The organism is Pseudomonas corni, from assembly GCF_057128765.1.
This window is the reverse complement of the sequence record NZ_JBSKHW010000018.1, coordinates 70,582-83,702: the sequence shown is the minus strand read 5'-3', so window position 1 is coordinate 83,702 and position 13,121 is coordinate 70,582. Positions and strand designations below refer to the sequence as shown.

The following is a 13,121-nucleotide window of genomic DNA, read 5'->3' as shown; positions in this document are numbered from 1 at the left end:
CGCCATTTCAGCGGCCTGAATCCGGTTCAGGGATGAGCTGGCTTGCCGAAGCAGGCCTCCCCCAGGCGCAGCAGCGATTTATCGGATTTGGCCTCGGCGCGCAAAATGCCCAGTTGCCAACCAGCGATGCACGGCGCCAGATCTGCCTGTTGCCCGGCCTGGGCCAACCATTGCAGATGATCGTGCCAGTCGCCGAGTGCGCCTTGCGCCGCTTTCAAGCGTTTCTGCATGCCCTCGGGCTGATGACTGAGTTCGGGATACGCCTCGGCGGCGTAGCGCACACGTTTGATGAGCAGGCGCAGACGATGACGGTCATGGGCCGGATCGGCCATGGCGTCCTTAAGTTTTTTCCACTGTTTATCCATCTGCTTTTCGATGCGCTTGCGTAATTGCTTGAGTAAACCGTGACGCTGCTGGGCGCGTAAAAACGCAGGCAGTTTATCCAGCACACCGAACAGGCGATTGAGTTCCGCTGACGACGCCACTTGTGGGCAAGCGCGGTCCAGATATTGCGTGCGTTTAAGCGCTGCGGCTTTCAGGCCCTGCTCCTGAAGAAATGCCGCCAGCACCTGCATGTCCCGCAGCGGCGTAGTCAGATCGCCGACGCCCTTGGCAGCCTCTTCGACCTGGTCCAGCCCCGGCAAGCCGCGCAACGGACGCAACACGCTTCGCAAGCGCCGCACCGTGGTGCGCAGGTCATGCAGCGCTTCGCTGTCGGTGGATTCCACCAGTCGGGCGTGACAGGACAACAACTTGATATTGAGACTGAAGATCTCGGCGATCAGGTGATCCACCATCGCAGACATGAACCGCTCCTTAAATGACCGTGTACGACTGATGATTTGACGCTATGGCTTGTCTTTGGCTGCCGATAACCGCCATGGCAAGCTACGGCGCAGCATTTTCAGACTGCGGCGTAACTGCCCGATGGAACCTGCGCCTGCGCCATAGCGCTGGGCTTCAAAATCCCGGCCAAAGTTCTCGATGGCAAGTGCATGCTGGGGAAAATGCAGTGCCGCCCGCCGGGAAAACGCCTGAGCGCCCTCCCCCGATTGTCTCTTGAGACCGTGCCGGGCAAGCAAGCGTTCGAATCGGTTGAACAAGCGAAGCTGCGAATCGCTTTCGCGCTGCCAAGGCTTGAACAGCCACAACGCCAGTATCGCCAGAATCACCAACACCCCGCCCACAAATACCGGCGCATCGAACCCCGAGAACCAGCGCCCCAGTACCTGCAACTGCTGCTGCCCCTGATACCCCAGCACCCAGCGCTGCCAGCCGTAATTCAAGCTGTCCCAGCTCAGGCGCATCGAATTGAGCCACGACACATTGCGATAACGCAGCGCAGACATGGGCGAATCGGAAAGAAACGCTTCATCCGACGCCAGCGCCTGCTCCAACCCCTGTTCGATACGCGCCGGTGCGACCGCGGCAGTAGGATCAACGCTGCGCCAGCCGATGCCCGGCTGCCAGTATTCAACCCAGGCGTGGGCGTCGAACTGGCGCACGCTGATGTAGTTGCCATCCGGGTTCAGCTCGCCGCCCTGATACCCCGCCACCACCCGCGCAGGAATCCCGGCGGCGCGCAGGACAAAGGTCATGGCCCCGGCGTAATGGGCGCAAAAACCCTGGCGACTGGCAAACAGGAAATCATCGATGCTATTGGGTCCGAGCACAGGCGGTTTGAGCGTGTAGTGATAAGGCTCGTCGGTGAAGTAGCTGAGCATTCCATTGACCAGCGCGTCAGCACGGGGGTAACGCCGCTGCAACTGCGCTGCCCATTCCCGCGCTTGAGGATTGCCCTTGGCAGGCAGTTGCAGGTTCTGCAATCGCGCCCCGTCACTGAGCACGGTTTCACGCACGGCATCTGGCCAGGATTTAGCTTCGTACAGCACCGACTGATCGATGGGCCGTCGACGCTGCCAGCGGAAATCGCTCATCTGCCGCGCACCGGCCAATTGCGGTTCTGCGACGTCCAGGGTCATCAGCCAAGGCTTGCCGCTGGGCTCCATGACAATGCTGTAGGCCAGCGCCTCACCCTGTTTGCGCCAGTCCGGCGCGTCTGGCACTTGCGCCCGAGAGGACTGCGACCAACGCCTGCCGTCGAACTGTTCCAGGGTCAGGCCACGCCAATATTGCTGGTCGCGGGGCGGCAGGGCACCTTCGAAACTGGCGCGAAACACCAGCGCCGCCGATTTGGTCAGCTCTGCGATGTCCCCCGGCGCCATGCTGTCTGATAGCCCGGTCAACGCCTTGGTGCTCGGCTGCGGCAGCGACCACAACGGCTCCAGGCGCGGGAAGAACAAAAACAGCAGCAGCATCAGCGGCACCGCTTGCAGCAACAGCTTCGCCGCCAGTTTGAAAGTGCCCGCCGGTTTGTTTCCCAGGCTCGATTGCTGGAGGCCGATCAATGCCGCCAGCAACGTACTGATCGGCAACAGAGTGAACAGGCCCCAGAGCAAATCGTCCTCGAACAGATAGCCCACCACCACGCAGAAGAAGCCGAGAAAGATCAGCACCAGAGCATCGCGGCGGGTCTGCATTTCCAGCATCTTCAGGATGAACGCCGCGATCAAAAGAGCAGCGCCTGCGTCTAGGCCGACCAGGCTGCCCCGCGCGAGAAATATCCCCCCTGCCGTGCCGACCAGTAGTCCCGACTTGATCCAGGTGCCGGGGCTGCGCACGCGCATGCGGAATATTTGTATGCGCCAGAAGGTGCAGGCCAGCCACAGGACAATCAGCGCCACTGGTACGTGCAACGCAAACGGCACGATGACCAACGCCTGTGCCACCAGTAACCAGTTCAGGCTGGTGCGCTGGATGGGCTGATTGAGCGTGGACTGAGCTTTCATCGGCGGCACCCGTTCATGCGCGCGCGCCGTATAACGCGAGGGCCCTGAGGCAGGTTTCGCGATGCACATCGCCGCTGCCCACCGTTGACAGAAAACCGGGCAAGCGCAGGGCAAACGGCTGCTGGCGTTGCGATAATTCCAAGACCCAATAACACAATCGGGAAAGGCGTTCCTCGATGTCGCCGCCCAGTGCCATGAAATCCAGGCATAAATCGTTGCCGCTCAGTTCAGTGAAATCCTTGACCAGCAAGCCCTGCCCACGGGAATAGGCCTTCCAGTGCAGGCGGCGTCGGGAATCACCCGATTGAAACGGCCGCAAACCCTGATAGTCATCGACGCCTTGCCCCCGCGTCGCCTGGCCCTGATCTTCGACATGGGGCTGCGAGCCTTGCAGCAACGGCATCGCACCGGGCACCGGGCGCGGATAAATGAGTACCGTCTGTTCCAGATCCAGCCAGCTCCAGGCACGAAAAATCCCCAGCGGGAATACGCTTTCGACCCGCAACCGCGGCGCGCGCAGCCAGCCACGAGTAACAGCGGGTAGAGTCACCTCGGTCTCGGTCAGACGGTCGGGATCGACGTCGGTCTGCTGCAACTGCTCGCTGTCCCAGCCTAAGGAAACCGCCTGATGACTTTGTCCACTGCTTTCCAGACGCAGGCGCAACTGCACCGGCTCGCCGACAAACACCGACCGCGCGGAACCGGCGCTAAGGATTAGCCCGCTGAGGTTGCGGTAAGTGTGGAGGATGGCCAGGATCGCCACCGACAACAGCAGGAACGTCAGTCCGTAGGCGAGACTGTTTTGATAGTTGATCGACACCAGCAGCATCAAAAACAGCACGAGCGCATAAGTGCCACCAACGCGGGTGGGCAGGATAAAAATTCGGCGGTGATCCAGTTCGATCCGTGCAGCGGGGGGAATGCGTCGAACCACCCAGCGCTGCCAGATCGGTTTCAACCGTTCGATCAAAGCACCGGCACCTCGCGCAGTAGCCATTGAACCAGCGCCCCGCCGCCATGCCCGGTCGGATCGGTGCGCTCGCGCAGGCGATGGCCGATCACCGAGGGCAAAATCGCCTGGACGTCTTCCGGAATTACGTAATCACGTCCCATGAGCATGGCCCAGGCCCGCGCTGCCGCAAGAATCGCCAGACTGGCACGCGGCGACAGGCCATAGGCAAACTGCGGCTGGCTGCGGGTGGCATCCACCAGTCGCAAGACGTAATCAACCAACGCGTCGCTGGCGCGTATCTGCCGCGCTTCGGCCTGAAGCGCTGCCAATTGGGCGTGATCGATGATCGGTTCGATGCGCGGCAGCAGTTCGCGGCGGGACTCGCCCAGCAGCAGCGCCTTCTCCGCCGAGCGGGCCGGGTAGCCCAAGGAAAGACGCATCAGGAAGCGGTCCAGCTGAGATTCGGGCAGCGCAAAGGTGCCGCCCTGACTGAAGGGATTTTGCGTGGCGATGACGAAAAACGGATCAGGCAGCAAGCGAGTTGCGCCTTCGATGGTGACCTGGCCCTCTTCCATCGCTTCGAGCAACGCGCTCTGGCTTTTGGGCGTGGCGCGATTGATTTCGTCGGCCAGCACCAGTTCGGCGAAGATCGGTCCCGGATGAAAAGTGAATTGCCCGGTATCGCGATCAAAAACCGAGGTACCGAGAATGTCCCCCGGCAGTAGGTCCGAGGTGAATTGAATGCGTTGAAAACTTAAGCCCAATACCCGCGCCAACGTATGGCTGAGGGTGGTTTTGCCCATGCCGGGCAGGTCTTCGATCAGCAAATGGCCGCCACCCAGCAGGCAAGTCATGGCCAGCCGAACTTGCGGCTCTTTGCCCAGGATCACTTCATTGATCGCGTTGAGGCACGCATCCAGTTTTCTGCCCATTGGAAACTCTCTCCAGGCGACTGCTCATGGCGGATAGGGCTGCGATAGAGGCCAGACGTGCAGCCACTTTAAAGTCAGCGTAGGCGTTTTCGCCAGAGGGGAATGGGGATTTAACGAGGAGATTGGAAGGTAGCGCGAAATTGATCGTGCCCAGGCACCGCGAGCAACCTGTGGGAGCGGACCTGTCCGCGAAGACTGAGGGTCAGACGAAGGAAATACGTCGGATGTACTGGCCCCTTCGCGGACAGGTCAGCTCCCACGGGTGTGGGAACGATCAACGCTGTTGCCTCAACGCCCCGCGCGGGACTCTTTGATGTAGAAACGAGCTTTTTCGGCTTTTTCCGAGCAGCCTTCAAAGGCTTCGAATTGCTGTTGGGTTTTGGCGCCGGTCAGCAACGACAGGGCTTTAGAGTAGCTGACGGTGCCAGCAAAGCCTTCGGCTTTGGCCAGATCCAGTTCATGCCAGGCGCTGTCCAGTTGCGTGGCGCAACTGTCGCGGTAAGCAGTTTTACCGGCGCAACCTGTGAGCATCAGGGCTAATAAGGGCAGGCAGATCCACGCTTTCATCGGGTGTTACCTCAACAAGGGAAATCGACAATGCGGCTTTGACGGTAACGTGCTGCGAAAGTGCCATGGCCGGGCCGCAGAGTAGCGGTTTTATCGCTTGACGGGGGTGACGATTTCGGAGGACACATGAACTGTTTCAAACTGTAAATCCATGACGACCGGGAAACGGCAGATGAAAAAACGAATTGCGCTGGTTTTGGGGTCAGGAGGCGCGCGGGGTTACGCACACATCGGCGTAATCGAAGAGCTGGAACGGCGGGGATACGACATCGCCTGTATTGCTGGCTGCTCCATGGGCGCAGTAGTTGGCGGGATTTACGCGGCGGGCAAACTGCCGCAATACCGGGCGTGGATCGAAAGCCTGGATTACCTGGATGTGCTGCGGCTGGTGGACGTGAGTTTTCGTCTCGGTGCGATCAGAGGTGAGAAGGTGTTCGGGCAGATTCGCGAAATCGTCGGCGATATCAATATTGAAGATTTGCGCATCCCCTACACGGCAGTCGCGACAGACTTGACCAACCAGCAGGAAATCTGGTTTCAGGAGGGCAATCTGCACTCGGCCATGCGCGCCTCGGCGGCGATTCCAAGCCTGTTCACCCCGGTGATCCAGGGCAATCGCATGCTGGTAGACGGCGGGCTGCTCAATCCGTTGCCAATCGTGCCGGTGGTGTCGGCCCATTGCGACCTGATTATTGCCGTCAACCTCAACTCCACCAACCAGTCCAATTATCAACTGCCGGTGATCGAGCGCCCCCCTGCCGTGAAAAAGCGCTTTGATAGCCTGATCAATTCGATTGGCTCGCATTTGCCCTTTCGCCGCAAGCTGGACGTAGCGGGTGGCGATGTGCGGCGTCTGGAGCAGGACAGTCTGAAAGCGTCCGCCGCGACTCTGGGCAATCCGTGGATGGAGACTGAATCGGCTGATCCGCAAGGGCAGCAACCGGCGGCTGCGCCTCAGGCACCGGGCGCGCCCAAGTCGGCGAGTGGTTCAATCATCGTCGACAATGTCGGGCCTGCGTCGCTGCTGGACTTGATCAACCAGAGCTTTGAGGTGATGCAGACCTCTTTGGCCCAATACAAGATCGCCGGTTATCCGCCAGACATCCTGATCAACGTACCCAAGCGCGTGTGCCGGTTCTTCGAATTCTACAAAGCCCCGGAACTGATCGCCTTGGGCCGGATGATCGCCAGCGATACCCTGGATCGGTATGAGCGCGAGCATGATCATTGAGTTGTGAGCAGATGCGGTGATTGATTCTGGCCGGAGGCCGTAGGAGTTGACTTGTCGACGATCTGCCGGGGACCGGCAGTAATCCTGTGAATGCGGTGTGTCAATGTGCCCCATAGCGTCAGGTTTTGGGGCCGCTGCGCAGCCCATCGCTGCCGTCGTAACCTCCGAGAGCTCCTACGCCTCCGGCAGAAGCACCGTCACCCGCCCTCAACCAACCGATACCCAACCCCTGCCTCGGTCACGATAAACCTCGGCGCCGCGGGGTCATCAGCCAATTTCTGCCGAAGATGCCCGACCACGATCCGCAGGTAATGGGTGTCTTCGGTGTGGGTCGGGCCCCAGATGTCCTTGAGCAGTTGCTGTTGGGTGATGACTCGTCCCGGATGCCGCGCCAGTTGCGCCAGCACCGCGTATTCCTTGCGCGTCAGGCCGACTTCAACCCCTTCCAGCGACACCCTCCGATACGCCAGATCCACCGTCAACGGCCCGATCACCAACGCCGATTCCGGCTGCCCGCTGTCCGGTGCCTGGCGCAACAGCGCGCGAATCCGCGCCAGAAACTCTTGAATCCCGAACGGCTTGGTCACGTAATCGTTGGCCCCGGCATCCAGCGCCCGGACTTTCTCGCCCTCGCTGGCACGCACCGACAACACCAGCACCGGCACTGTCGACCACTCGCGAAATTCGCTGAGCACGTCCTGCCCGTCCATATCCGGCAAACCTAGATCGAGCACCAGCAAATCCGGTTTGTTCAACGCCGCCTGGCTCAGACCTTCAGTCCCGGTCCCGGCCTCCAGCACTTTGTAGCCCTGGGAGACGAGACTGATGCGCAGAAATTTACGAATCTGCGGCTCGTCATCGATCACCAGAATGGTCGCCGTCTGGCTCATGGCTGTCCTGTCAGTACGGTTAAAAACACGAGCGTAACGCAACAATGACTCACAGCGCTTGTTCCCCTTCCTCGGGAGGTTGAGCCGGCAACGGCAGATGCAGACTGATGCAGGTGCCGCGCCCGTCGATCCCTTCTCCGACGCTGATACGCCCGCCATGGGCGCCGACCATGCCCTGACAGATCGCCAGCCCTAAACCGGTGCCCTGCCCGCCTCGATCGCCACGGGCAGCGGTATAGAACATATCGAAAATCTTCGCCCGCTCAGCCTCCGGAATACCCGGACCTTCGTCACTGACGGCAAACACCAGCTCATTGTCCTGCGCGTGAACTGCCAGTTGCAGACGCCCATGCAGCGGAGAAAAGCGCGCCGCGTTCTCCAGCACATTGACCAGCGCCTGTTCAATCAACGCCGCGTGCACATAAAGCAGCGGCAGATCGGCGGGCAACTCGGTGCTCACCGCCAGCGGCGCCAATACCGCGCGCAGCCGGTTCAACGCGCTGCCGACGATGTCGCCCGGGGACACCCAGTCCCGCGCCAGCTTCAACGCGCCGTGACCCAGCCGCGTCATGTCCAGCAAGTTTTGAATGTAGCGGTCCAGGCGCTCGGCCTCATCCCGGGTGCCTTCAAGCAATTCCCGACGATCTTCCAGCGGGATCGCCTCACCCAGCGCCAACAGGCTGTCGATGCTGCCGCGCATGGAGGTCAATGGCGTACGCAAATCATGGGACACCGACGCCAGCAAGGCGCTGCGCAGTTGTTCGGTTTCGCCGTGCAGACGCGCCGCTTCCAGATCGTCGGCCAGTCGCACCCGAGCAAGCGCCTGGCCCAACGGTTGGCTGAGGGCGGTGAGCAAACGCCGACGCTGCGGAGTAAACGTCTGGCCTTCACGTGCGCAAACGCCCAGCAATGCCAGCGGCGCATCGTCGACCCATAGCGGCAGCCACCACCAGCGTCCCGACGGCAAGGTGCCGGTGCCTTTGCCCGCAGGCTGGCCGTGTTGCCAGGCCCAGTCGGCGGCAGCGCGTTCGGGTTCGGAAAACTCCAGTGGACCGCCGATTTCCACGGCCCAGCCTTGTTGCCCGTCAGGATTGAGCACGCACAGTTGTAGCTCCTTCCATCCGCTCAGGTGCTGCTCGGCGGCGCTCAAGACAGCCTGACGATCAGTGGCTGCGGTGAGCTTGCGTGAGAGGTCGAGCAATTCGCTGGTTTCTTCTTGAGTGTCGCGCAGTGCCCGCAACTGGCGGCGCTGCTGGGCGGCGAGATTACCGGTCAGCGCGGCCATCAGCAGGAAAAACGACAACGTCAGCACGTCTTCTTCGCGCTGGATGCTCAGGGAAAAATTCGGTGGAATGAACAAAAAGTCGTACGCCAGAAACGATGCCACGGCGCACGCCAATGCCGGGCCGAGGCTGCTGCGCACCGCAACCAGCAACACCGCCGCAAGAAAAACCAGCGAGATGTTCGGCAGTGCCAGCACGCTGGAGACTGCCCATGCCAGCGCGCTGGCGGCCACGGTGGCGAGTAAAGCCAGACCGTAGTCGAACCAGACCAACGCCCGAGGGGACGCTGAACGCGGTTGATCGGCACGCGCTTCGCTGTCTAGCACGTTGATTTCCAGGCCATGAACATTGCGCAGCAGACGCGCAGCCAGTCCGCCGCCAAACACGCGACGACGCCAGCGAGGACGGGATTGACCGACCAACACCAGGCTCGCCCGGCGCTCGGCGGCGTGCTGAATCAGGGTTTTCGCCACTTCTGGCGCACGCAGCACCACCACTTCACCACCCAGACGTTCAGCCAATTGCTGGGCATTTTGCAGACGGGTACGCGCCAGCTCGTCGAAAAACCGCCCATTGTCCACATGCACCAGGCTCCACGGCAGATGCCGACGCTGGGCGACGCGGCTGGCGTGGCGCACCAGACGTTCGGCCTGGGCATCGCCGTCGATGCCAACCAGCAAGCGTCCGCGCACCGCAGGCGCGGCTTGCCCCAACTGGCGATAACCCTGGGCCAAATCGTTATCGACCTGGGCTGCGGCAGTCTGCATCGCCAGTTCGCGCAGGGCCGTGAGATTGGTTTGCGAGAAGAAGGCGTCGATAGCGGCGCGGGCCTGTTCCGGCACATAGACCTTGCCGTCGCGCAGGCGCTCCAGCAGTTCCCGAGGCGGAAGGTCGATCAGCACCAGTTCAAAGGCTTCCTGGAGCACCCAGTCCGGCAGGGTTTCGCGCACTTGCACGCCGGTGATGCCGCGCACCTGGTCGTTGAGGCTTTCCAGATGCTGGACGTTGACCGTGGTGTAAACGTCGATCCCGGCTGACAGCAATTCCTGAATATCTTGCCAGCGCTTGGCGTGGCGGCTGCCGGGGGCGTTGCTGTGGGCCAGTTCATCGACCAGCGCCAGTTTCGGCGCGGCCTTGAGCAGACCGTCCAGGTCCATTTCCTCAAGAATTACGCCGCGATATTCCGAGCGCAGCAGCGGCTGTTGGGGGATGCCGCCGAGCAAGGCTTCGGTTTCGCTGCGGCCATGGGTTTCCACCACGCCCGCAACCACTGAAACGCCCTGACGCATTTGGGTGTGAGCGGCCTGAAGCATGGCGTAAGTCTTGCCCACGCCGGGTGCCGCGCCAAGAAATACCTTCAACCGCCCACGGTCATCCCGAGGCAAGTCCGCCAGAATCGCGTCGGCGCGGGTGGATGAGTTCACGATAGTTGTTCCTTACTCATGGTTCCGGTCTACAGCAGGTCCTGTAGGAGCGAACTTGTTCGCGAAGCGTACTGCCTGACACAACGCCTATCCCGCCTCGCCAACAAGTTGGCTCCTACAGATTCAGCGCCAGCATGAAACGGGCGGCCCGTCCCAGATAGCCCTGCCGCCTCAATCCCGTGGGAGCGGACCTGTCCGCGAAGGCGATGTCCCAAGCGACGAAAATGGGTGAATGTACCGACGTCTTCGCAGACAGGTCCGCTCCCACGAGATCGTCGATCGATTCACAATTTGGCAGACGGTAACTGATCCAGCGCCTGATTCAAGCTCAATACGTTGACGACAGGTGGGCCGATCAACGGGCTGACGGTATTGGCCTCCACCAATCGCTGTACAGTCTCGGCCGAAACGTGTCGCGCCGCGGCCACCCGGCTCACCTGATAGCCCGCCGCTGCCGGCGAAACATGAGGATCAAGGCCGCTGCCGGAGGTGGTCAGCAGATTCAACGGCACTGGCCCTTGCCCTTCCACTACGATTTTCGCGGCATCATCCGCAACGCGCTGCGCCAGCGCCGGATTGCTCGGCGCAAGGTTGCTAGCGCCGCTGGCTACCGTGGCGTAAGCGCCCGCCGAAGGACGTGGGTGAAACCACTCCTCGCCCGTGAAATTCTGCGCGATCAACTCCGAGCCCCGCACTTTCTCGTGATCGTCATAGATCAGGCTGCCATTGGCTTGCTCGGGAAACACTACCTGCGCGACACCCGTCACTACCAGCGGATAGGCCACGCCAGTGATCAGGGTCATCAGAACGATCAGGCTCAGGGCCGGACGAATTACAGTGGACATCATCAAATCCTCAATCCAGAAAAAGGTGCTGCGAGCCAAAACCCAAGCATCGCAGCGTGAGCAAACGGGTTACACCAAGTGCAACGCCGTCAGGATCATGTCGATCGCCTTGATCCCCACAAATGGCACGGCAATCCCGCCCAGCCCGTAGATCAGCAGGTTACGACGCAGCAAGGCCGCCGCACTCGCGGCCTGAACCCGCACGCCACGCAGCGCCAGCGGGATCAGCACCACGATGATCAAGGCGTTGAAGACAATGGCCGAGAGAATCGCGCTCTGCGGGCTGGTCAGGTGCATGACGTTGAGCACCCCCAGTTGCGGATAGATCGAAGCAAACAGCGCCGGCAGGATCGCGAAATACTTGGCCACGTCGTTGGCAATCGAGAACGTTGTCAGCGCGCCGCGTGTCACCAGCAATTCCTTGCCGATCTGCACCACATCCAGCAGCTTGGTCGGGTCGCTGTCGAGATCGACCATGTTCGCCGCCTCGCGCGCCGCTTGCGTGCCATCGTTCATCGCCATACCGACATCCGCCTGAGCCAATGCCGGGGCGTCGTTGGCACCGTCGCCGCACATCGCCACCAGACGCCCGTCGTTCTGTTCCTGACGAATGCGCTCCAGCTTTTTCTCCGGCGTCGCTTCAGCCAGCACGTCGTCCACACCGGCTTCGGCAGCAATCGCAGCAGCAGTCAGCGGGTTGTCGCCGGTAACCATTACGGTACGAATCCCCAGCTTGCGCAGTTCCTCGAAACGCTCGCGAATACCCGGTTTGACCACGTCCTTGAGGTGGATCGCGCCCAACAACTTGCCGTCGCCGCACACCAGCAATGGCGTGCCACCGGTCTTGGCGATCTTGTCGATTTCCCGCGCCAATACAGGCGGCAGGTCACTGCGTTCGCGGTCCAGAAACTTCAGCAGCGAATCCACCGCGCCCTTGCGATACACCCGGCCGCCGAAATCGACGCCGGACAAACGGGTTTCGGCAGTGAACGGCACCGGCGTCAATTGGCTCGGTGGAGGTTCGATCATCGGATGCAGCGCGCGCAAGTACTCGACGATGGATTTGCCTTCAGCCGTGTCGTCCGCCAGGGAAGCCAGCAACGTGCCTTCACTCAGCTCTTTCGGGGTCACGCCAGGCGCCGCATAGACCGCCGCGCACCGACGATTACCGAAGGTGATGGTGCCGGTCTTGTCGAGCAGCAAGACGTGTACATCCCCCGCTGCTTCCACCGCGCGACCGGATTTGGCGATCACGTTCAGGCGAACCAAACGGTCCATCCCGGCGATACCGATAGCCGAGAGCAGGCCGCCGATGGTGGTCGGGATCAGTGTCACCAGCAGCGCCACCAGGAACACCAGCGGCAGGTTGCCACCGGCGAAATGGGCGAACGGCTGCAGGGTCACGACCACCAGCAGAAAGATCAGCGTCAGACCGATCAGCAGAATATCCAGCGCGACTTCGTTGGGGGTTTTCTGGCGTTTGGCGCCTTCCACCAGTGCGATCATGCGGTCCAGGGTCGATTCGCCAGGGTTAGCGCTGATCCGCACCATCAGCCAGTCGGAGACAAGCCGGGTATTGCCGGTCACCGCCGAGCGGTCGCCGCCGGATTCACGAATCACCGGGGCGGACTCCCCGGTAATCGCTGCTTCGTTGACGGCCGCGATGCCTTCGATCACCTCGCCGTCACCGGGAATCAACTCCCCGGCTTCGACCCGCACCACGTCGCCCTTGCGCAGGGTGCTGGCGTTGACGGTCAGGAACGCACCGTTATCGCCTTTCAAGCGCGCCTTCAAACCCTCGGTGCCGGCTTTGAGACTGTCGGCCCGGGCCTTGCCCCGACCTTCGGCCAGTGCTTCGGCGAAGTTGGCGAACAGCACGGTGAACCAAAGCCAGACGGCGATCTGCACCGCGACAAAAGTCGGCACCGCCGGATCGGGGATCAGGCAGAGAATCGTGGTCAGGATGGCGGTCAGTTCCACCACTAGCATCACCGGCGCCCGTTGCAACTGGCGCGGGTCGAGTTTGACGAAAGCCTGAATCAACGCGGGGCGCCAAAGGTCTGCCATCCCGGTCTTGGCCGGTGTGGCCACGGTGGACGGCTGTTCGGGTATTTTCTTTGTAGCAGGAAGCGGCATGTTCATGATTCG

10 protein-coding genes are annotated in these 13,121 nt (G+C 61.5%); 1 reads left to right on the top strand and 9 read right to left on the bottom strand.

What is annotated here, in order from left to right:
- Nucleotides 1-26: 26 nt before the first annotated feature.
- The 5 genes from ACWKV9_RS23645 to ACWKV9_RS23625 all read right to left on the bottom strand — a co-directional run bounded on the left by ACWKV9_RS23645 (nucleotide 27) and on the right by ACWKV9_RS23625 (nucleotide 5,300).
- A complete protein-coding gene (locus tag ACWKV9_RS23645; protein WP_483838528.1) occupies nucleotides 27-806 on the bottom strand; it encodes a CHAD domain-containing protein in 780 nt (259 codons plus the stop codon).
- A 42-nt stretch (nucleotides 807-848) separates the two neighbouring features.
- On the bottom strand, nucleotides 849-2,849 hold the full coding sequence (locus ACWKV9_RS23640; protein ID WP_483838527.1) for a transglutaminase TgpA family protein: 2,001 nt from the start codon (nucleotides 2,847-2,849) through the stop codon (nucleotides 849-851).
- Nucleotides 2,850-2,862: 13 nt separating this feature from the next.
- Nucleotides 2,863-3,846 (bottom strand): DUF58 domain-containing protein, encoded by a 984-nt coding sequence (locus tag ACWKV9_RS23635; RefSeq protein WP_483838526.1) that lies wholly within the window; start codon nucleotides 3,844-3,846, stop codon nucleotides 2,863-2,865.
- Complete coding sequence (locus tag ACWKV9_RS23630) at nucleotides 3,816-4,733, bottom strand: AAA family ATPase (RefSeq protein WP_483838525.1); 918 nt, start codon at nucleotides 4,731-4,733, stop codon at nucleotides 3,816-3,818. The genes ACWKV9_RS23635 and ACWKV9_RS23630 overlap by 31 nt, the downstream gene beginning before the upstream one ends.
- A gap of 288 nt (nucleotides 4,734-5,021) precedes the next feature.
- Nucleotides 5,022-5,300 carry a hypothetical protein gene (locus ACWKV9_RS23625; RefSeq protein ID WP_483838524.1) on the bottom strand — a complete coding sequence of 93 codons (279 nt, stop codon included), beginning with the start codon at nucleotides 5,298-5,300 and terminating at the stop codon, nucleotides 5,022-5,024.
- Between the two features lie 172 nt (nucleotides 5,301-5,472).
- Between ACWKV9_RS23625 and ACWKV9_RS23620 the strand changes: the two genes are divergently transcribed.
- Complete coding sequence (locus ACWKV9_RS23620) at nucleotides 5,473-6,531, top strand: patatin-like phospholipase family protein (protein WP_483838523.1); 1,059 nt, start codon at nucleotides 5,473-5,475, stop codon at nucleotides 6,529-6,531.
- Between the two features lie 197 nt (nucleotides 6,532-6,728).
- On the opposite strand, the gene ACWKV9_RS23615 is transcribed toward ACWKV9_RS23620, so the two are convergent.
- The 4 genes from ACWKV9_RS23615 to kdpB form a co-directional block, all read right to left on the bottom strand.
- Entirely contained in the window at nucleotides 6,729-7,421 is a 693-nt protein-coding gene (locus ACWKV9_RS23615; protein WP_483838522.1) for a response regulator, read from the bottom strand.
- 49 nt (nucleotides 7,422-7,470) lie between these two features.
- Complete coding sequence (locus tag ACWKV9_RS23610; protein WP_483838521.1) at nucleotides 7,471-10,128, bottom strand: DUF4118 domain-containing protein; 2,658 nt, start codon at nucleotides 10,126-10,128, stop codon at nucleotides 7,471-7,473.
- A 284-nt stretch (nucleotides 10,129-10,412) separates the two neighbouring features.
- Nucleotides 10,413-10,973, bottom strand: a complete 561-nt coding sequence (gene kdpC / locus ACWKV9_RS23605) for a potassium-transporting ATPase subunit KdpC (RefSeq protein WP_483838520.1) — start codon at nucleotides 10,971-10,973, stop codon at nucleotides 10,413-10,415.
- Between the two features lie 69 nt (nucleotides 10,974-11,042).
- Entirely contained in the window at nucleotides 11,043-13,115 is a 2,073-nt protein-coding gene (kdpB, locus tag ACWKV9_RS23600; protein WP_483838519.1) for a potassium-transporting ATPase subunit KdpB, read from the bottom strand.
- Nucleotides 13,116-13,121: the final 6 nt, after the last annotated feature.

Bases quoted from the DNA above. Each gene is read 5' to 3' on its own strand.
- ACWKV9_RS23620 (WP_483838523.1), top strand. From the start codon at position 5,473: ATGAAAAAACGAATTGCGCTGGTTTTGGGGTCAGGAGGCGCGCGGGGT.
- kdpB (WP_483838519.1), bottom strand. From the start codon at position 13,115: ATGAACATGCCGCTTCCTGCTACAAAGAAAATACCCGAACAGCCGTCC.
- ACWKV9_RS23645 (WP_483838528.1), bottom strand. From the start codon at position 806: ATGTCTGCGATGGTGGATCACCTGATCGCCGAGATCTTCAGTCTCAAT.
- kdpC (WP_483838520.1), bottom strand. From the start codon at position 10,973: ATGTCCACTGTAATTCGTCCGGCCCTGAGCCTGATCGTTCTGATGACC.
- ACWKV9_RS23615 (WP_483838522.1), bottom strand. From the start codon at position 7,421: ATGAGCCAGACGGCGACCATTCTGGTGATCGATGACGAGCCGCAGATT.
- ACWKV9_RS23640 (WP_483838527.1), bottom strand. From the start codon at position 2,849: ATGAAAGCTCAGTCCACGCTCAATCAGCCCATCCAGCGCACCAGCCTG.
- ACWKV9_RS23630 (WP_483838525.1), bottom strand. From the start codon at position 4,733: ATGGGCAGAAAACTGGATGCGTGCCTCAACGCGATCAATGAAGTGATC.
- ACWKV9_RS23625 (WP_483838524.1), bottom strand. From the start codon at position 5,300: ATGAAAGCGTGGATCTGCCTGCCCTTATTAGCCCTGATGCTCACAGGT.
- ACWKV9_RS23635 (WP_483838526.1), bottom strand. From the start codon at position 3,846: ATGGCTACTGCGCGAGGTGCCGGTGCTTTGATCGAACGGTTGAAACCG.